Genomic DNA, 21,304 nt, shown 5'->3' with positions numbered 1-21,304 from the left:
ACCAGCGCCGATGGTACTGCTAACGCGGGAGAGTAGGCCGCCGCCAGTTTTTATTTTATTTTTAAAAAATCCTTTATCGCAAGATAGAGGATTTTTTTTGCTTTATACTCAACTTAGGTGATAGGTGATAGGCGATAGCACTGTCAACCCTTAACTCTCAACCCTCAACTCCTAACTCTTAACTCATTACTCATTAGAATATATATTGAAGTCCAATACTGAGATCCCTACGGGATGACAAGGGAGAGTGGAGTATGATAAAATAATGCTGGACACTGTTAACTCCTCACTATCAACTTATAAAATCTTTAGATTCTTTCCTGGAACTCATAACTCCTCATTTATTATTTCTGGGACTCATTTCATTATTCAATAGAAATGGGCTAAAGCCCATTTACAAAAAACGATTTTCCAATAGGGCTTTAGCCCAAACTTAAGAATGACGATGTACGCAAGATAATTATACCGGCTTATGTTTGGGCTAAAGCCAATGGATTGTTTTTGTATTTTTATAAGGACGGGTTAAAGCCCATCCCTATTGAATATCCATATCCCGGATAAGCTAATTTTTCCAATAAAGAGTCAATCATTGAACATTCGCTATTTACATTCATCACTCCTCATTTATTATTTCTGGGACTCACTTCATTATTCAATAGAAATGGGCTAAAGCCCATTTACAAAAGACGATTTTCCAATAGGGCTTTAGCCCAAACTTAAGAATGACGATGTACGCAAGATAATTATACTGGCTTATGTTTGGGCTAAAGCCAATGTGTATGGTTTTGTATTTTTATAAGAACGGGCTAAAGCCCGTCCCTATTGAATGTCCATATCCTGAATAAATTGACTTTGTGCAATCAGGAGTCAATCATTGACTGTTTGTTATTTATCACTCATAACTCTTAACTCTTAACTATCAACTCTCAGCCCTCATCTCTTAACAAAAAAAAGCATCACAATCAACATTGAGATGCTTTTTTTATTTTTAACGATATCTGATCATTATACCTGTATAACTCCTAAATTAAATTTCTCTGTAATAGGAGAATGATTGGCAGCTTCAATACCCATAGAAATCCATTTTCTGGTATCTGCAGGGTTGATGATAGCATCTGTCCATAATCTTGCTGCTGCATAGGTAGCATCGGTTTGACTTTGGTATTTTTTGGAAATACTATCCAGAATTTCGTTGTGCTCTTCTTCGGATATTTCTTTACCTTGTTTTTTTAATGCGGATTCCTGAATCTGAGCTAAGACTTTTGCTGCCTGAGCTCCACCCATTACGGCTAAGTCTGCCCAAGGCCATGCAACAATTAATCTAGGATCATAAGCTTTTCCACACATGGCGTAATTACCGGCTCCGTACGAGTTCCCTGTAATAATGGTAAACTTAGGAACAACAGAATTAGATACTGCATTTACCATTTTTGCTCCATCTTTGATAATCCCTCCGTGCTCGGATTTAGAGCCTACCATGAAGCCTGTAACATCCTGTAAGAATACTAAAGGAATCTTTCTTTGGTTACAATTAGCTATAAATCGAGTGGCTTTATCTGCAGAATCGGAATAAATAACTCCTCCGAATTGTACTTCTCCTTTACCATTTTTTACCATTTTTCTCTGGTTGGCCACAATTCCTACGGACCAGCCATCTATTCTGGCTGTAGCACAGATGATACTTTTTCCGTAATCCGGTTTGTATTCTTCATACTCGGAGTTATCTGTAATACACTTAAGGATATCAAAAGTATCATACTGCTCGGCTCTTGAAACCGGCATTATTCCAAAAATATTGTCTGGCTTTTCTTTAGGAGGGAAGCTTTCTATTCTGTCAAAACCTGCTTTTTCAGTACTTCCGATAGACTTCATAATATTTTTAATTCTATCCAAAGCATCTTTATCATCTTTAGCTTTATAATCTGTAACCCCTGAAATAGAGCAATGGGTAGTAGCCCCACCTAATGTTTCGTTATCGATGCTTTCGCCAATAGCTGCCTTTACCAGATAGCTTCCTGCAAGGAAGATAGAGCCTGTTTTATCAACAATCATAGCCTCATCGCTCATAATAGGCAGATAAGCTCCTCCGGCTACACAGCTGCCCATAACGGCTGAAATCTGGATGATTCCCATAGAGCTCATTTTTGCATTGTTTCTGAATATCCTTCCAAAGTGCTCTTTATCCGGGAATATTTCGTCCTGCATGGGAAGATAGACACCGGCAGAGTCTACCAGATAGATAATAGGAAGTTTGTTTTCCATAGCAATCTCCTGTGCTCTTAGATTCTTTTTCCCTGTAATAGGAAACCATGCACCGGCTTTTACAGAAGCATCATTGGCTACAACAATACATTGTCTTCCTGAAACATAACCAATTACTACAACAACTCCTCCGCTAGGACACCCGCCATGTTCCTTATACATTTCATATCCTGCAAACGCCCCAACTTCTATGGAATCTGAATTTTTATCGAGAAGATAATCAATTCTTTCTCTTGCAGTCATTTTTCCTTCTTCACGAAGCTTTTGAAGCCTCTTTTCACCACCACCTTTTTTTATTTCGGTGAGCAAGCGGTTTATATCTGAAAGTCTTAATCTGTTTTGATCTTCCCGTTTGTTGAATTCAATATCCATAAAGTTTCAATTTTTTACGCTTAAAGATACTATTTTTATAGAGAATGTGAATTGAAGTAAAACAAGTGTTTAATATATTGGTATTCAGAAAATTGTGATATTTTTAACAGAAAAATATTTTTAGATGATTTATATTTTTTCTAACTTTACAATAGAGTAACAGAGATCCTAATCTCTGCAAAATACTCTGTTCCTAGTTTATTTTTTTAATAGTTTATTATTTGAAAGCCCTGAAAGTTTAACAAGTTTTCAGGGTTTTTTTACTTATATAGGAGAGGCAGGAAGACGGCGTCGAAAAAACTAAACCGAATACTGTTTTCTATATTCTATAATATTGAGAAATGATGATGGGCTTTTCTTTTTTTGATATTTTTTAAAAAGGGTAAAGCCTAATTTTTCAGGTATTTTTCTACTGGCTGTATTTTCCTGATCGACGGGATAGATTATATATTTGAAAGTGAAATTATGCTCTAAAAATTCAATGAGGACTGCTATGATTTCTGTACCCAACCCAATACCTTGCGCATCCTTTTTTAACCATAAACCGAGTTCTACCGATTCTTCTGTTATATTATGGATACCGCAGCACCCCATAAAATTATTATCACCATCCAGCGCCACCATTACCAGATCTGTATTTTCTGACAACAACTTTTTTGATTCTTTCACAAAAACTAGAATGTCATTTCTATCTCCATCCGGATTGAAGGGCATATATCTTGTAACTTCTGTGGTGAAGTAGGTATTGATATCGTCGATATACAACTCTTCTACAGGTTTCAATATCAACCGATCTGTTTTGATTCTAATATTTTTATGCAGTATCATTAGACCAATTTATAAATTTTTATTTTAGAAATGAATGATTCTTATGGATCATGCTGTGACTTCTTTCGTTGGGCATAAAATTTTGATAAGATATTTTCTATTTTTAGATGATTGTGAGAAATGATTAGGGAAAAATAGGATGAAGACGTATTAAGTATTTTTTTATTAAACTATTATTGGTTTTTTTATCAGATTTGTAAAAGCCTATTTGTAAATTTGCACGTTAAAAATTTATAGAAGATAGGATATGCATAAATTGGCACTTTTCAGGTTGCATTTAATTGTGTTTTTGTGGGGGTTCACTGCAATTTTAGGAAAATTAATTCATGCGAATGCACAGGTTCTGGTGTTTTACAGAATGTTGTTTGCCTCTGTCTTTCTTTTTGTATTTATCAGAGTCTACAAAAAAGAGAGTATAAAGGTTTCAAAAAAGATATTCTTTCAGCTGGCAGGCATTGGGGTTGCTATGGCACTCCACTGGTATTGCTTTTTTTATTCTATCAAGGTTTCTAATGTTTCCATTGCTTTAAGCTGCTTATCATTATCTACACTTTTTGCCTCTATTTTAGAGCCTATTATTTTTAAAAGAAAAATTGATATCTCGGAAGTAGTGATGGGAACTGTGATTGTAGCCTATATTTTACTGATTTTTAAAACTGAATTTCATTTTAAAGAAGGTATTATTTATGGTATCCTGTGTGCTGTTTTCGGAACTATTTTTTCTGTTTTTAATGGGAAAATGTTTGGAAAGACAAGTTCCGGGAATATTATATTTTATGAAATTTTCTGTGGATGGTTTGTTTTATTGGTATTTTATTTTCTGAGTGGTCAAATCTTTCAGATGGATGAAATAAACTATAGAGATCTGGCGTTAATATGCTTGTTGGCCAGTGTTTTTACTGCTTTTCCTATGTTGGAATCGGTAAAGCTAATGAAGTATATTTCGCCTTTTACTTTAATTTTAACAGTTAATTTAGAGCCGGTTTACGGAATTATACTAGCTTTTTTTATCTTTGGAGAATCAGAACATATGAGCCCTATATTTTATATTGCTTCAGGAGTTATGATACTGGCAATCATTGTCAATGGATTAATAAAAGCTAAGAAAACAAAAAACTTTAACTAAGCATCAAATTTATATGATGAAAAAATATTTTTTATTTGCATTTTCACTGCTGTTTGGGCTGTCCCAATCTCAGATCATCAGGAAATACTCCAATGAATTTTTAAATATCGGAGCCGGTGCACGAGGTCTGGCAATGGGAGGAGCAGTAATATCCAATCAGGATGATGTGTATGCTCCTATGTGGAATCCTGCGGGTTTAATGTCTATTGAGAGAGATTGGCAGGGAGCAGCGATGCATGCCGAATATTTTGAATCTATTGCAAAATATGATTACCTGGCGTACGCAAAGGTAATGGAAGAAGGTGTTTTTGGAGTTTCTGTAGTGAGGCTTGGGGTAGATAATATCTTGAATACTACTCAAATGATAGATTCTGAAGGGAATATTGATTATGATAAAATTACTAAATTCTCTCAATCTGATTATGCAGCTATACTTTCATATGCATTCAGACCAGGTGGGAATCCCAATTTGGATGTAGGGGTGAATGCCAAAATTGTTTATAGAAATGTAGGTAAATTCGCCAGTGGTTATGGTTTTGGTTTTGATGTGGGAGCTATTTACAAAGGAAATAATGGTTGGAAGTTTGGAGGTATGATCCGTGATATTACTACAACAGTAAACTTTTGGAGCATCAACCAGAAAGAATTGTCAACTGTTGTAAACGGAGAAGAGTTTAACCCTGCCCCAAAGGATAAAATGGAGCTTACCATGCCTAAGCTTAATGTTGGGGCTAGTAAGTTATTTGAAATTAATAGCAGTGTCTACGTTCTGCCGGAAGCAGGGATTAATGTGGATTTTGCGAAAACAGCTTCATTAGTTTCAACAGACTTTGCGAGTATCAGCCCTTATGCAGGAGCTGAGCTGGGATATCAGAAAATGATTTTTGTAAGATTGGGGATCAACAGGTTCCAGTCGATTACAGATATAGAGGATCTAAAAAGAAAAGTTTCCTTTCAGCCGAGTGCAGGTCTTGGAATAAAATATAGAGGACTTACTCTGGATTATGCAATCACAAATTCAGGAATAGGCGGATCTAATTTCTATTCCAATTTCTTCTCACTGAAACTGGATATGGGAGCATTTAGAAATGATTAAAAATAAAATAAAATGAAAAGGATACCAGTGTTTATGTTGGCTATTTGTTCGACATTAATTTTCGGACAAAAAGTTTCAGATTATAAGTATATATTTATTCCGGAGAAGTTTGAAGCATTTAAAAAAGACAGCTATGGCTTAGAGACTTTTTTAGCAAAGGCAATGACGGGAAAAAAATATGTAGTTCTACCAGCTAATAGAGATCAGTGGCCTTCTGAGGCTAAAGACAACTCTTGTAATATCCTTGATGCCAATGTTTTGGATGATTCCGGGTTATTTACCAATAAAGTTATCTTAGAATTTAAAGATTGTAATAAGCAAACGATTCTGGAAGCTAAAGGAAGATCAAGTATCAAAGAATTTGAAAAAGGATATCCGGATGCATTGACACAGGCTTTAGTGAGTGTTAAAGTTTCAGCCCCTGTTAATATCCTACCCGCAGCACAAATTTCTGAGACAACAAATAATACTGAAATTACAACTTCTGCCGGGACCTCTACAGCTACAGCTAATGCAGCTGTTTCTACAGCCAGCAATTTTTCAAACGGAAAACTTGATCTGCAGAAAGTACAGATAGATAATACCCAGTTTATTCTTGCTAAATCAGGAAGCTCTGTTCCTTTTGCTATTTTCAAATCAACTTCAAAGAAAGATGTTTTTATGGTGAAGTTGGATAATGGAATGACTACTATTGGTTATTTTGAGAACGGAAACATAGTAATTGATGTTCCTCAGGCTGACGGTAAATATTCCAAAGAAACTTTTGCCGCAAAATAATTTTTTTAAAACTTAATAAACTAATACTTAATCCTTAATTCACTGTGTTTGAATTAAGGATTAATTTTAAAACCATGAAAAAACTTTACATTCCTATATTGACTTTACTGTCAATATTTTTAAATGCACAGACTGTATTGAATACAAAGCTGCATGAGATTAATTTTGGAGCTTCAAGTGATCCAAAATCATTTATTAAACTTAATGATCTGATCATTTTCCCGGCAACCAGATCCGCTGATGAAGGAAGAGAGCTTTGGTGCTTTAATTCCACTACTCAAAAGTCTAGTTTACTGAAAGACATTTATCCGGGGCCCAGCGCTGGTATTTCAGGATCTCCCGCCTCTGTAAAATTAAATAATAAAGTCTATTTTCTCGCCCAGCAAAACTCATCCTATTATCAGCTTTGGGTAACAGACGGAACAAGTATAGGGACAACAAAATTAAAAGACCTTAGCTCAAATTTTGTCATTGATGAGCTTGTGGTAGTGGGAAACAAAATTTTCTTCTATCAAAATAATGAGCTATGGGCCTATGATACACTTGCTGACGCTCTTCAGTCATTAAAGACATTTACCTATTCCGGAAATGTGAAATTATATTCTTTTCACAATCAATTGTTTCTGGCAGCTAATGACGGAGTATACGGAAAAGAGATCTGGAAGTCCGATGGTACACTGGGCGGTACCACTTTGCTGAAAGATATCGCCTCAAGTTCGGGATCAAGTATTTCTAACGATTTTAAAATTATTGAATTAAATAATAAATTCTATTTTGTGGCCAATGGGGCGGCTGGATATGAACTTTATGAAAGTGATGGAACTACTGCCGGTACGGTGTCTGTAACGCCTGTAAAGGTTCCGGAATTGGATGGGGCAGCTACAGATAATTATTTTGTATTTAAAGGCTTGGACCCTGTGGGAAGTGGAATTGAACCGTGGGTGTCAGATGGAACGGCTGCAGGAACCAAGCTGTTAAAAGATATTATTCCAGGGGTAACAAGTTCCCTGGCAATGCCTAAATTTATAAGTTTCAACAATAAAATCTATTTTGAAAGTAACTCTAACGGAATAACCCCGAATTATGGGAATTATATCTGGGAGACTGATGGTACTCTGGCTGGAACAGCATTATTTGGTACACCTCCGGAAATGAAATTATTTGGAAAGAGTTCAGATGGGATACATTTAATATTGAACACTGTAAATTCAGGGCTAAGATATTGGATTACCAATGGAGGTTCTGTTCAGCCATTTGAAATTACAGGATTAGCTTTACCGGTGGACAATAGTTTTATAGATCTTAATTCTAAAGTTTATCTGGCTGGTACAAACCAAAGAAACGGTGGTGAAGTCTTTTCTCTGGATCCAGCCACGAAAGTTATTTCAATAGCTACTGATATTAACAGGATAGAAGGTTCTGATCCGCATTCTTTTGATGTACTGAACAATAATCTGATCTTTATCGCTAAAGACCGGGAATTTAGCAATCAGCTATATAAAAGAAATAAAAGCACCCAACAGGTTGAAAGATTATCTTTCTTTAATACCGGTGGAACTTTACCAGGGGGAATACCAACCACTTTTGATGATAATTTCACTAAAGTTGGAAACTATCTTTATACAAAAGGTGGCTTTTACAGGACAGATGGAACGGCTGCAGGCTCAAACGTAATCATTATGTTGGAACCAATTACAAATAGAATTGTCTATACCAGCCTGAATGATAATATGCTGCTCTTCTCTGCCTATAGTAACTCTACAGGAACTGAGCTTTGGAGAATTAAAAACAGCTCAAATACAATGGATTTAGTAAAAGACATATCGGTGGACAATATGGGAAGTTTATATGATGTGGATACTAAAACTGCTGTCCTGAACGGATACGCATATTTTATAGCAAGACAGAACGGAAAACTGGGAATCTGGAAGTCTGACGGTACGAATCCTAATACCAATAAAACCATTCAGTTTACATATCAGAACGGGACGGATGGGGATATAAAAGTCTTGAGCGCTGTCAATAATAAATTATTCTTTACCCTGGCTCAGGAGAATAATGCAAATAATGAACATACTGAACTTTGGTCTTCGGATGGTGACCAGTCTTCATCTGTACTGTTAAAATCCTATGTAGAACCAACCGGTTCAGGAACTATTTACAGAGAAACAGGAATACTCAATGATAAATTATTTTATGTGACTACAGGATTCTCTTCAGGCCTGCATTCTTCTGATGGAACAGTTGCGGGCACAGAAAAAATTGTGTCAGGAAATTTTTCACCCAATGTGAAGTTTCAGAAATGTGGAAATCAGTTGTTTTTTACCAATAACTATGATAAAGAACTATGGAAGACTGATGGTACTGCTACGGGCACCTATATGGTGAAATCCGGATTTTCTGGCATAAAGGATATGGTTTGTACCAATAACTATCTTTACTTCCTGAATGGGGATTCCCAAAAAGTATGGAAGACTAATGGTAGTGCTTCAGATACAGTACCAATGGATGTTTTTGTTACGAATGATGATAATCAGCTGCTGGCTAATGAAAATATTCAGAAAATGGCAACGGACGGAGAAGAGCTGTTCCTGACCATTTTCACAAAAGAACATGGAAGTGAATTTTACGCTATCACGGATACTTTACCTGTTTATATGGCGACTAACGAATCTATAAAACAGGAAGGGAAGAATGCTAATTTGGATATTAAGATTTACCCTAATCCGGTTTCATATTATTTTTCAATCCATTCCAAAGAAAATGATAAGATTGAAACGGTTAAGATTTTCGATGCAGCCGGGAAGCTGGTTAAGAACATAACCTATCCCAATGATAAAATTGATGTTGCCGAACTTTCTTCGGGAATTTATTTCCTTAGAATTAAAACGGCTAAAGGAGATTATCTGGGTAAGATCTTGAAAAAATAACTTCATTATAAAAGGCTCTTAAAAAGAGCCTTTTATATTTATATATGATGATGTGTTTTCTCAATTGGAGTACAGATGTTTTGTCAACCGAGCTTCTGGTATTATTTATCTCAGATAGTTTTTTACCTTACCTGGGCTTTGAAACTTGTACTAATTTACGAAAAATATTATAAATAATGTTAATTTATTTGTAATATTTTATTAATTAATATTTATATATATTGTTTTTGAGTGATCGTTAAAGATTTATTGTAGTTTGTCTTTTTGTGGGACAATAGCTTAATCTATAGGCTAATTAATACATAGACATACTAAAGGCCATTTTAGAAAATTTAAAACGGCCTTTTATGATTGGAATTTTGATAGTATTTTCAAAAAAATAAAAATCAAATGACTACAAAATTGAACAGGTGTGACAGTAAAATAGGAGATGTAAAAGCGTTTTAATTTGAATTAAAAAACTCCCAGATTACCTTAGCTTTACTTTTGCCCAGAATTTCTTCTAATGTTTCCAGATTGGATTCTTTAATCCTTTTAACAGATTTAAGCTTTGACAGCAACAATTCGATTGTTTTTTCTCCCACTCCGGGAATTTCCTCCAATTCAGATTTTATAGTAGAGTTACTTCTTCTTGTTCTATGGTGTTTAACCCCAAAACGGTGGGCTTCATCACGAACTCTCTGAAGAATTTTTAATGTTTCAGATTTTTTGTCAAGATAAAGCGGAATAGGATCTTCAGGAAAGAAAATCTCTTCCAGTCTTTTTGCAATCCCCACAATAGTTATTTTACCGTAAAGACCCAGTAATTTCAGACTTTTCACAGCAGAAGATAATTGGCCTTTTCCTCCATCTATCAAAATTAATTGAGGCAGACTTTCTCCTTCATCTACCATTCTTTTATAACGGCGATAGATTACTTCTTCCATGGTAGCAAAGTCATTGGGCCCTTCTACTGTCTTAGGATGAAAAATTCTGTAATCTGCTTTGCTTGGTCTGCCATCTTTAAAAACAACACAGGCGGAAACCGGATTTGTTCCCTGGATATTTGAGTTGTCAAAACCTTCAATATGTCTTGGCTCTACAGGCATTCTGAGCAGTTTTTGCATTTCAGCCATAATCCTGTTGGTGTGCCTTTCCGGATCCACAATCTGAACCTGTTTTAATTTTTCAAGACGGTATTCCTTAGCGTTCTTTTCGGATAGCTCTACAATTCTTTTTTTGTCCCCTACTTTAGGAACAATAAGTTTTACATTAGGGATTTCTACAGACAAATGGAAAGGCAGTAATACCTCTTTTGAATTGGAACTGAATTTCTGCCTGATCTCAATCAGAGCTTCTTCCATAATATCTTCATCCGTTTCCTCAAGGATCTTTTTAATCTCTGTAGTGAAACTCTGAATAATATTTCCGTTTCTTATTTTAAAAAAATTGACATACGCAGCGGTTTCATCACTCACCATTCCAAAAACATCCACATCGTCGATATTAGGATTGACAACCGTATTTTTAGCCTGATAATCTTCTAATATATCCAGCCTTTCTTTGATAATCTGAGCTTCTTCAAACTGTAGATTAGAGGCGAGTTTCATCATCTGATTGACCAGATACTCTTTAGCTTTCCGGAATTCTCCCTTGATCATTCCGCGGATAGCATCTATCTTTTCATCATAATCCTCTTTGCTTTCAAGATCTTCACAAGGTCCTTCACAGTTTTTGATATGGTATTCAAGACAGACTTTGTATTTTCCGTCAGCTATTTTATTCGGAGAAAGATTCAGATTACAGGTTCTCAGTTTATAGATATGTTTGATGGTGTCTAATAAAATTTTGGCTGGACGCACTTTTGCATAGGGACCATAATATTCTGAACCATCTTTAATTACATTTCTGGTGAGAAAAATTCTGGGGAAATCTTCATTTTTAATACAGATCCAGGGATAAGTTTTGTCATCTTTCAACATGACATTGTAAAATGGCTGATGTTCCTTAATCAGATTGTTTTCCAACAAAAGGGCGTCATACTCACTGTTTACAATAGTAGTTTCCAGACGCTGGATTTTCCCTACCATTATTTTGATCCTGTATCCTGAAAGATTTTTGTTGAAGTAGGAGAGAACCCTCTTTTTTAAGTTTTTGGCTTTACCTACATACAATAACTGTTCGTTTTTATCATAATAACGATAAACACCGGGTTCCGAAGGTAAAGTTTTGAGCTGTAATTCTAAAGAAGGATTCATATAACAAAATTAAGGAATCTTTCCATATTTAAAAAAAAGAATACCTGCGGAATTGCTCAGCAGGTATTAATTCTATAAATGAAATGTTTTTATCCGTTGTTCATATCGGTGTAAGCATTGACAAGAAAGCTGAAATAATCCCATTCTACAGAGTTTTTAGGATATTTTTTCATGAATTCTGCATTGTCACCAAAAAGGAAATCATAGTTGTCTTCAAAATCATCTTTATGAAGCCACATAATTTTGTCTCCCTTTTTTACATAATAAGATTTGATAACCCCTCCACCAAGTTGTGGAGAACCCATTACAGAAAAGCCTGTTGTTTCTTTAGCTCTAGGATCATGATATACAGAAATAATATCATCGAAACCTGGGTTGATAACCTGCATTAGGAATTCTTTATCATCTTTTTTGTTCTTTAATGACACGGTTTGGTTTACAAAATAGATCCTGTCGTTATTGGTATTCTTTGTTAATTTCTTTGTACCAAAGTTTCTGATATTCCCCATGTACTTGGCCACTTTTGCAATTTTTTCCGCATTACTTGGGTAAACATACATTTCGCTGATTTGTTCCGCATTAAAATTAGCATTCTTTTTTGTAACGCTGTCTTTAATGGCTACTTCATAAATCTGTCCCTTTTTTGTTTCAATTTTGTTGCAAAACCCTTTATAGGTAGTTCCGTCTTTTAAAATAATGGTGGATGTTTTTTTCGGAGATGGAGTATTGAAACCTTCATTAAAAAGGTATGTTTCCATTTTTTTGATATCCTCTTTAGAGTATTTTACTTTCTGGGCGAAAGTAGTGGTGCCTGCAAGGCATAAAGCAAGCAGTAAAGATGTAAGTCTCATGTATTATTGTTTTTTATTCGGCGGTAAAAATAATAAATAAATTAACTTATTTTTAGAAAAAGATAGAACATTGAAATTTAGTTTCTCCAATTATTGTTAAATGTGTAATTTTAAGAAAATTTTTTAGAAATGATATACGGAGTAGATGTTTTAACTTTCCATGATGTTCTGGAAATCTGTAAAAAACCCAATAAAGCCAAACTGAATAAAGCGGCAAAAGAACAAATATTAAAATCTCAGAAAAACGTACAGCAAATAGTAGAATCCGATAGATGTGTATATGGAATCAATACAGGCTTCGGACCACTGTGCGATACCAAAATATCAGCTGACGAAACAGCCCAGTTGCAGTATAACTTAATTATTTCCCACGCTGTAGGTGTAGGAAAGCCCATTGATAAAGAATTTTCAAAGATCATGATAATTGCTAAAGTGCATGCTTTATCAAAAGGATTTTCCGGAGTTTCTCTTGATGTAATTGAGAGACTGATCCTGATGTTGGAAAAAGATATTATTCCGGTTGTACCGGAGCAAGGATCTGTAGGTGCATCAGGAGATCTGGCTCCTTTGGCACATCTGGTACTGCCTTTACTTGGTTTAGGACAGGTTTGGGAAGGAGATCAGGTTACCAATACAATGGATGTTTTGGAAAAACACAACCTTGAGCCTTTAACTTTAGGACCAAAAGAAGGTCTTGGGTTAATTAACGGAACTCAGTTTATTCTGGCCCATGCCATCAAAGGATTGGAAAAATTTGAATACTTATTAGACCTTGCGGATATCACGGCAGCAATGAGTATTGAAGCATATAGAGGTTCTGCAAGCCCTTTCAAAAAAGAACTTCATGATATCAGACCTTTTGAAGGAAGTAAGAAAGTAGCGGCAAGAATGCTTAAGTTCTTAAAAGGATCAGAAAACATGATAGCACATGAAGATTGTGAAAGAGTACAGGATCCTTATTCTATGAGATGTGTGCCACAGGTTCACGGGGCAAGCAGAAATGCTTTTGAACATCTTAGAAGCATGGCTGAAACAGAATTAAACTCTGTTACCGATAATCCGATTGTATTAAGTGCTGAAGAATCTATTTCCGGAGGTAACTTCCACGGACAGCTGATGGCTTTACCTTTAGATTACGCTACCTTAGCGGCTGCAGAATTAGGAAATATCTCAGACAGAAGAAGCTACTTATTATTAGAAGGGAAATATGGACTTCCAAGATTATTAACAGAAAGCTCAGGATTGAATTCAGGATTTATGATTCCTCAGTATACCTCAGCAGCCTTAGTTACAGAAAACAAAACACTGTGTTTCCCTGCATCTGCAGATTCTATTCCTACAAGTTTAGGACAGGAGGATCATGTTTCTATGGGAAGTATTTCAGGTAGAAAATTCAATCAGGTCCTGGGAAATCTGGTCAATATTTTAGCCGTTGAGCTGATGTTTGCAGCACAGGGACTGGAGTTCAGAAGACCTGCCAAATGTTCTAAGATTATTGAAGAGAATTTTGCTGTTCTGCGCTCTAAAGTTACCAAACTTGAAGAAGACAGATTAATAGGTCAGGATATGCTGGCTATTGCATCACTGATTAATGAGCGAAAATTTATCGTAAAATAAAATATACCCACTAAGAAAGCTTCCGAAAGGGAGCTTTTTTGTTTTATCCTATTTTTTTAATTAAATATATATGACTATAAAAAGACTTGATTCTACCCATCCGGATTTTCAAAATTTAGTACAACTTCTCGATACAGACCTTGCGGTGCATAATGGGGATGATAATGCTTTTTTTGAACAGTTTAATACAATTGATAAACTTAAAAACTGTACTGTTGCCTATATTGACGAACTTCCGGCAGCATGCGGAGCATTTAAAGAACTTTCAGATAATACAGTCGAAATCAAAAGAATGTATACGAACCCAACTTTCAGAAAAAGAGGCTTAGCTTCTGGCATACTTAGAGAATTGGAAAATTGGGCGAAAGAATCGGGATTTGAAAAAGCCGTTTTAGAAACTTCCGTAGACTTAAAGAATGCTATTTCTGTGTACGAAAAAAGTGGCTTCTATCGCATTCCGAACTATGGACAGTACATTGGAATAGATAATAGTGTCTGTTTTGAAAAAATATTATAGATTTCATTGAATGTTGTGAATTTTATTCTTAAAGCGTTATTAATATTCGGATAATATAGAATTCACCTTGGAAAAATAGGTAATTCACAATAAAGTGTTATATTGGTCCCAACCAAAATTATAACATATGAAAAAAAGTGTATTCTTAGTAGCAATATTTTTTGCTTTAAGCTCTTGTAATACCGAAGATCTTCAAAACGAAAATTCCAACATTGAAATGAGTCAGAAAGATCCCCTGACTGCCAAACAAATTAATGAAGGAATTAATCAATCCCTTAAAACAAAAGGTTCTTTCAACTGGGCCAATCAATCTGATCATTTTTTATGGAGTGCCATCTTTCAGGGAAATAAAATGGTATCCATTGGATTTGGAGAATCTAAAGAAGATTTTGACAGAAGCAAATCTTCAAATAACCAGGCAATGGAAACCGAGATTTTGTCGATGATTAAAAAATATGAAGGAAAAGATGAAAGAACTTTCTTCCTTGCCTCAGACAAATATCTCAACCAGATCGATGTGGTCATCGAAAAAGAAGAAACCATTAAAGCACTTCGTCAGATGAAGACTATCCGATATCTTGAACCGGGAGATTACCACTATTTCGAAAATGAAAATAAATTCAATCTAGCTTCAAGATCCTCAGGGGGAGGCTCAGGATGTGGCTTTTCGTCTACTACTTTGAATGCTGATGACTACACTTCCACTACGCCGGGTGCGAAAATTCCCTGGGCTTTTACCAAGCATAATATTCCTGATGCATGGGGCTACAGTACCGGAGCGGGCGTTACCATCGGTTTGGTAGATACAGGTGTTTCACCAGAGCAGGCCTTCCTTGGAAACAGCTTTAATAACGGATCTTCCTCAGGGAGAACAATCAATAAGTTGGGTGTTTATAATTCAGATGGTTCTGCAGATCAGTGTGGACACGGAACAAAAATGGCTTCCGTAATGGCAGCGCCGAGAAATAATGCAGGACTGCCTGTAGGAGTTGCCTATAATGCCAATTTGATTGCTTACCGGGCTGCCGCAAACGTAGTATTGGACACTTCCAGTGAGCAGACCGGAGTGAAAACAGCATTTACAGATCTGGCGAATAATGCCAGTGTAAAGATCATTTCTATGTCTATGGGACATATTTTTTCAGTAGGAAAAATTGAGGATGGTGTAAAATACGCATATTCCAAAGGGAAATTGATTTTCTGTGCAGGAGGTACATCCACTAGTTTTACCACTTTTGTAGGCGTTATTTTCCCTGCCTGGATGCCGGAAACACAGGCTATAACAGGAGTGAAAGAAGGAACCTCCAATCAGAAATGTGATGTTTGCCACTCCGGAGGAGAGATAGACTTTACCTTCCAGATGGAAAGAGCTTCAGGAAATACAGTTCCGGTTTTAAGTTATTATAACGGACAGGCTGATTATGTAGGCGGTTCATCAGTAGCTACCGCAGCAACAGCAGGAATTGCAGCTTTAGTATGGGCTAAGAACCCATCATGGACTAGAGATCAGGTCCTTAATAAAATGAGACAGTCTGCCACTTATTATCCAAATGTGAATTCAAGCTATGGCTATGGAAACATTAATGTTTTAAAAGCAGTACAATAAAATAAGATTTCAAAAAAATAAACCCCCTCAGCCGTTTAGGTGGAGGGGGTTTTATTTTTATATACAAGAATACTATCCAATTCTCACACTTGTCATACTTAGTGAACCTCCAATAAGTTCGTCATTAAATAAAGATAAGTGTTCAGACCGGTCTTTCAACCCCAGGGTATAGATAAGGGGAAGATAGTGATCGGGCGTAGGTACGGCATATTCTAAAAATGTTCCTTGTTTCTGATAATCAATAATAGGCTGGAAATTACCGTCAAGAAGCCAGTTATTGGTTTTTTCCCTCGCTTCCACTGCCCAATCCCAGCCGGCACCCACCGTATTGATATTTTTCCAGTCGATTAAACGCAGGTTATGAACAATATTTCCACTTCCTATGATCAGAATTCCTTTTTCACGGAGTTTATGAAGCCTTTTAGCCAGATCATAATGATATTGTGGAGGCTTGGTATAATCAATACTCAGTTGAATGACCGGAATATAAGCTTCAGGATACATATGTCTGATGACTGACCACGCCCCATGATCCAGTCCCCAGTTATGGTCTTCTTCAACCTCCAAGGGTAATAATAGCTCTGCAGTTTCCGCAGCAAGTTCCGGATTTCCGGGAGCAGGATACTGTACGTCAAATAATTCTTTCGGAAAACCATAAAAATCATGAATGGTTTTTGGCATTTCCATGGCGGTGACAAGCGTTCCTTCCGTATACCAGTGTGCAGAAATACACAGGATAGCATTAGGCCTGGGAATTTCCGTAGCCGCTTTTCGGAATCCCTGTACAAACTGGTTTTCTTCAATGGCATTCATAGGAGAGCCGTGTCCCAAAAATAGAACAGGCATTCGCTGAGTGCTTTGGAAGTTTTCACTTATGTTTTGTAGATCGTTGAGGTTCATAAATTTTGAATAATCATAAAAAATGAAAGGTTCAAGGTTTTTAGTAAAATCCCTGAACCTTTCACAAAATATATTGAAAAATTATGCTTGCTTTACAAACTGTAATTCTCCAGCTACTTTTACATCATCACTTACCATTACTCCTCCTGCTTCTAAAGCTGCATTCCAGTTTAATCCGAAATCTTTTCTGCTTATTTTTCCTTCAAAAGAGAATCCTGCTTTTGTATTTCCCCAAGGATCAACATTGATTCCTCCGAAATCTACATCTAAAGTTACAGGTTTTGTAATCCCATTGATTGTAAGATTTCCTACTACCTGATCATTCAGAGCCTGAGAATCAAAAGTAATCGTTGGATGTTGTTCAGCATTGAAGAACTCGGCAGATTTTAAGTGATTATCTCTGTCTGTATTATTGGTAAAAACAGAATCCGTCTGAATAGTAGCGGTAGTTTTTGCATTGGCGAAAGTATCATCCTCCGCTTCAATTTCTGCAGTGAAGGTTCTGAAACTTCCTTTTACATTAGAAATCATCATATGTTTTACTTTGAAAGTAATCTCACTATGCGTTGGGTCTAGGTTCCATTTTGTTGCCATTGTATTTTTATTTTTTGTTTGTTATTAATAATGCAAATGTAGGATAGGGAGCATATACGGAACATTGATATAGGATAAGAAATGCAATGTATATGTAAAATTATGATTCCTTTTGATAATTATTTCTTTTTTAAGGGAGCTTTTTCCCGCTATCCACTCATACTCCTCGCCCCATACATTCCAGCGTCCAAAACCCAGTCTTCAATGCGTGCTGCGGGGTAACCGTTACTATCGGGGCTAAGGTTCACATCATCTTTACAAAGAACAGAATGATGAAGCAGTCTCTATCTATATGCAAAATCCATCATTCATTTTACACCTTTACATTTCCCCAGCAACCCTCCACAAATCTTAGTATTAAGTTAAGGAATAATTTCATTTAATTCATTAATTCCTTTTTATGAATGTTTTAATTTAACATTTCTTAACGGATGGTTTTTATTTCTTATTTTTGATGGATTCAATTTTACGCAATGAAATTATATAAATTTTCTTTATTGATGCTGGTTTTGGGGAATACTGCATTCGCCCAGACACAGAAGTTTACCATGGCGGAGGCTGTAAATGGGATGAGAACCAATCTTGCCGTGAAAAATATTTCACAATTTTCATGGTCTGCAGACGGGAAATCCTATATCCAATCCGTGAAAGGAGGGTATTTGGTTACAGATCTGAAAACCAATAAACAAGATACTTTGGTGTCTTTAACACAGCTGAACAGACAGTTTGCCAATGACAAACTGAACGCTGTACCTCAGATTAAGTTTTCCGGGAATTCAAATGGTTATTTTAGCAAAGACGGTAAAATGTTTTGGATTGAAAAATCAGGAAATGACTGGAAAGTGAAAAATCAGACTCCTGTAGATAAGGATGCCTCCAACATAAAAATGTTTGGTGATGGCCAGACTTTCGCTTTTACAGCAAAGAATAACCTGTTTGTGAGTAAAAACGGAAAAACTATTGCGGTTACTAATGAAGCAAACGAAAATATCATCAGCGGACAGGCTGTTCACAGGAATGAATTCGGCATCGATACCGGAATTTTTCCTGCTCCCAACTCTGAAAGTGTAGCTTTCTATAAAATGGATCAGTCTATGGTGGCAGATTATCCGATCATAGATTGGTCTGTAACACCTGCCGTAAACCACAATATTAAGTACCCGATGGCAGGTCAGACTTCTCATCAGGTAACATTAGGCGTTTTTAATATTAAAACCCAGTCAACAACTTTTCTGAAAGTTGAAGGCGAAAAAGATCAGTACTTAACTGCTGTTACCTGGAGCCCGGATTCAAAATACATTTTTGTGGCTGTTCTGAACAGAGGACAGAATCATATGAAAATGAATCAATATGATGCCGCTACCGGAGAACTGATAAAGACTTTATTTGAAGAGACCGACAGCAAATATGTTGAACCACAGCATCCGCTTACGTTCTTCCCAAATTCCAATACAGACTTTATCTGGCAAAGCCAGAGAACAGGGTATAATCACCTGTTCCATTATAGCTTGGAAAAAGGATTGGTTGCCCAGATTACAAAAGGAGACTGGCTGGTAACCGATATTTTAGGGTTTAATGAAAAGAAGAAAGAGATTTATTTTACGTCAACAAAAGAAACTCCTCTGGAAAGACATTTGTATAAGATCAATTGGACCAACTTCAAAATGCAGCGACTGGATGATGCAGAAGGAATGCATGCCGGTGTATTGAGCAGCGACGGAAATTATCTGTATGATGTCTATAGTAATGCCAATTCTCCAAGAGTTGGAAATATTATTAATACCAATAACTTAAAGTCTACGAATATTTTTACAGCAGAAAATACATTGAAAAATTATCAGAGACCTGAAATTAAAAATGTAGAATTGAAAGCTGATGACGGAACACCTTTATACGGAAAGATCATCCTTCCAACAAATTTTGATCCTAATAAAAAGTATCCTACTATTGTTTATCTGTACAATGGTCCGCACCTGCAGCTGATAACAAATACTTTCCCTGCTTCAGGAAACCTTTGGTATGAATATATGGCTCAGAATGGATATATCATCTTTACCATGGATGGTAGAGGTTCTTCTAACCGCGGAATGAAGTTTGAGCAGGCTGTATTCAGAAATCTGGGAACTACCGAAATGAATGACCAGATGAAAGGAGTAGACTACCTGAAATCCCTTCCCTATGTGGATGGAACAAAAATGGGAATCCATGGCTGGAGCTTTGGAGGGTTTATGACTACGAGCTTTATGCTTCGTAAGCCGGATGTCTTTAAAGTAGGAGTTGCCGGAGGACCGGTGATCGACTGGAGCATGTACGAAATTATGTATGGAGAAAGATATATGGATACACCACAGGAAAATCCACAGGGATATGCTGCGGCTAATCTTTTAGATAAAGTACAGAACCTTAAAGGAAAATTATTGATGATCCACGGAGCGCAGGATGACGTCGTAGTATGGCAGCATTCTATAAAATTCATCAAATCTGCTGTTGATAACGGGGTTCAGTTGGATTATTTTACTTATCCGGGACATCCGCATAATGTGATCGGAAAAGACAGGGTTCACCTGATGCAGAAGATTACAGATTATTTTGATCAGTACCTGAAAAAATAATAATAAAATCCAGCCTAAAATAGGCTGGATTTTTATTTATAGCAGATGTGATATATTAATTATAAAATTCTTTGATAACATAGCTCCCTTTATTCAGTCTGTTGAGTTCTTTCAATATATAATACCGATGTAAAAAACCTGTTAAAACCACTATTTTTTTATGAGGATATTTCTCAGCTATCGTGTAAATATTTTTAGCCATTGTTTGATTTCTAAGATCCCAGAACCCGGACATCAATTTAAACCCATCTCTATAGCTTATTTTTTCACCGTTAGGTTTTGTAACATACCTGTTTGCAAATTCCGGTCTTTCATCTGTGATTTGTATTAATCCTGAATACTGAGCATTCTGCCTTCTTTCAGAAATTTTATCCGTTGTTGTATTGTTGAAGTTTTCCGGGGATAGTTCAGCGATTTTCATTAACTCTTTAGTGGTAGTAAGAAAGTCCTCATATCGTTTTATTTCAGAAGATGACAATTGTTTGGCTTTATATAAACTGTCAATCAATTTTACAGACAGGTTATCTGTAGGTACCATTCCTTTATCTTTCCGGTATTGATTTCTGCCTTCAAAATCAAAAGGAAACCTTAATGTGTTGGGATGCTTTTTAAGATATAAATTCGTTGCAGTGATTTCATTCTCTTTAGAAGTATTACTAGTCTCATACTCTTTCATTCCCTTACTGTCAACTTCATGAAGCGTAATATCCGGTTTTATTTTTTCAAGAATGTCAAACAGGATTTTAGGATGGTAATTAGGAACACTGTCATGGATATTCCCAATGACATAAATTTCAGTTTTACGCTGCGATGAATATATGTTGACTAATAGAAGAAGGAATAGTGAAATCAGATGTTTCATATTTTTAAGTTATAGTTATCTCTCAAATATAGCAAGTTTATATGAAGAACCCTGATTTAGTTTTTTTATAAAAATGGAGGGTATCGTTCTTAACAAACATCAATGTTTTTGACTTTT

General features: G+C 36.0%; 15 protein-coding genes. 8 read left to right on the top strand and 7 right to left on the bottom strand.

Going from position 1 to position 21,304, the window contains the following annotated elements; genetic code table 11:
• Window positions 1–1,005: 1,005 nt before the first annotated feature.
• Both DRF57_RS09640 and DRF57_RS09635 read right to left on the bottom strand, forming a co-directional pair.
• Window positions 1,006–2,634, bottom strand: coding sequence for an acyl-CoA carboxylase subunit beta (locus tag DRF57_RS09640; RefSeq protein ID WP_047493035.1), 1,629 nt, complete (start codon window positions 2,632–2,634; stop codon window positions 1,006–1,008).
• A gap of 300 nt (window positions 2,635–2,934) precedes the next feature.
• On the bottom strand, window positions 2,935–3,462 hold the full coding sequence (locus DRF57_RS09635; RefSeq protein ID WP_115918197.1) for a GNAT family N-acetyltransferase: 528 nt from the start codon (window positions 3,460–3,462) through the stop codon (window positions 2,935–2,937).
• A gap of 247 nt (window positions 3,463–3,709) precedes the next feature.
• Here DRF57_RS09635 and DRF57_RS09630 point away from each other — a divergent pair, with 247 nt between their 5' ends.
• From DRF57_RS09630 to DRF57_RS09615, 4 genes are all read left to right on the top strand, one after another.
• Window positions 3,710–4,588 carry a DMT family transporter gene (locus DRF57_RS09630; protein WP_115918195.1) on the top strand — a complete coding sequence of 293 codons (879 nt, stop codon included), beginning with the start codon at window positions 3,710–3,712 and terminating at the stop codon, window positions 4,586–4,588.
• A gap of 13 nt (window positions 4,589–4,601) precedes the next feature.
• Window positions 4,602–5,684 (top strand): putative type IX sorting system protein PorV2, encoded by a 1,083-nt coding sequence (locus DRF57_RS09625; protein WP_047493042.1) that lies wholly within the window; start codon window positions 4,602–4,604, stop codon window positions 5,682–5,684.
• Window positions 5,685–5,696: 12 nt separating this feature from the next.
• Window positions 5,697–6,461 carry a hypothetical protein gene (locus tag DRF57_RS09620; protein WP_115918193.1) on the top strand — a complete coding sequence of 255 codons (765 nt, stop codon included), beginning with the start codon at window positions 5,697–5,699 and terminating at the stop codon, window positions 6,459–6,461.
• Window positions 6,462–6,535: 74 nt separating this feature from the next.
• The gene (locus DRF57_RS09615) at window positions 6,536–9,391 is read left to right on the top strand and encodes a T9SS type A sorting domain-containing protein (protein WP_115918191.1); all 2,856 of its coding nucleotides are present in this window, start codon (window positions 6,536–6,538) and stop codon (window positions 9,389–9,391) included.
• Window positions 9,392–9,834: 443 nt separating this feature from the next.
• Here DRF57_RS09615 and uvrC read toward each other — a convergent pair whose 3' ends face one another.
• Window positions 9,835–11,628 carry an excinuclease ABC subunit UvrC gene (uvrC, locus tag DRF57_RS09610; RefSeq protein ID WP_047493051.1) on the bottom strand — a complete coding sequence of 598 codons (1,794 nt, stop codon included), beginning with the start codon at window positions 11,626–11,628 and terminating at the stop codon, window positions 9,835–9,837.
• An 89-nt stretch (window positions 11,629–11,717) separates the two neighbouring features.
• Window positions 11,718–12,479: a hypothetical protein gene (locus tag DRF57_RS09605; protein WP_047493055.1), complete on the bottom strand. Its 762-nt coding sequence runs from the start codon at window positions 12,477–12,479 to the stop codon at window positions 11,718–11,720.
• Between the two features lie 129 nt (window positions 12,480–12,608).
• On the opposite strand from DRF57_RS09605, the gene hutH reads away from it, so the two are divergent.
• The 3 genes from hutH to DRF57_RS09590 all read left to right on the top strand — a co-directional run bounded on the left by hutH (window position 12,609) and on the right by DRF57_RS09590 (window position 16,219).
• Window positions 12,609–14,096: a histidine ammonia-lyase gene (gene hutH / locus DRF57_RS09600; protein WP_047493058.1), complete on the top strand. Its 1,488-nt coding sequence runs from the start codon at window positions 12,609–12,611 to the stop codon at window positions 14,094–14,096.
• Between the two features lie 70 nt (window positions 14,097–14,166).
• The gene (locus DRF57_RS09595) at window positions 14,167–14,613 is read left to right on the top strand and encodes a GNAT family N-acetyltransferase (RefSeq protein WP_047493060.1); all 447 of its coding nucleotides are present in this window, start codon (window positions 14,167–14,169) and stop codon (window positions 14,611–14,613) included.
• Window positions 14,614–14,740: 127 nt separating this feature from the next.
• Entirely contained in the window at window positions 14,741–16,219 is a 1,479-nt protein-coding gene (locus DRF57_RS09590) for a S8 family peptidase (protein WP_084086843.1), read from the top strand.
• A gap of 72 nt (window positions 16,220–16,291) precedes the next feature.
• On the opposite strand, the gene ygiD is transcribed toward DRF57_RS09590, so the two are convergent.
• Both ygiD and DRF57_RS09580 read right to left on the bottom strand, forming a co-directional pair.
• Window positions 16,292–17,119: a 4,5-DOPA-extradiol-dioxygenase gene (gene ygiD, locus DRF57_RS09585; RefSeq protein ID WP_115918189.1), complete on the bottom strand. Its 828-nt coding sequence runs from the start codon at window positions 17,117–17,119 to the stop codon at window positions 16,292–16,294.
• A gap of 81 nt (window positions 17,120–17,200) precedes the next feature.
• Window positions 17,201–17,713 (bottom strand): YceI family protein, encoded by a 513-nt coding sequence (locus DRF57_RS09580; RefSeq protein ID WP_047493066.1) that lies wholly within the window; start codon window positions 17,711–17,713, stop codon window positions 17,201–17,203.
• Between the two features lie 473 nt (window positions 17,714–18,186).
• Here DRF57_RS09580 and DRF57_RS09575 point away from each other — a divergent pair, with 473 nt between their 5' ends.
• Window positions 18,187–20,325 (top strand): S9 family peptidase, encoded by a 2,139-nt coding sequence (locus DRF57_RS09575; RefSeq protein WP_167449359.1) that lies wholly within the window; start codon window positions 18,187–18,189, stop codon window positions 20,323–20,325.
• Window positions 20,326–20,380: 55 nt separating this feature from the next.
• Here DRF57_RS09575 and DRF57_RS09570 read toward each other — a convergent pair whose 3' ends face one another.
• Window positions 20,381–21,187, bottom strand: coding sequence for a hypothetical protein (locus DRF57_RS09570; RefSeq protein WP_115918187.1), 807 nt, complete (start codon window positions 21,185–21,187; stop codon window positions 20,381–20,383).
• Window positions 21,188–21,304 lie beyond the last annotated feature (117 nt).

The sequence above is a fragment of the Chryseobacterium rhizosphaerae genome (assembly GCF_003385455.1).
Taxonomy (GTDB): Bacteria; Bacteroidota; Bacteroidia; order Flavobacteriales; family Weeksellaceae; genus Chryseobacterium; species Chryseobacterium rhizosphaerae.
The sequence above is the reverse complement of the archived record's forward strand: the minus strand, read 5'-3'. Positions and strand labels throughout refer to the sequence as shown.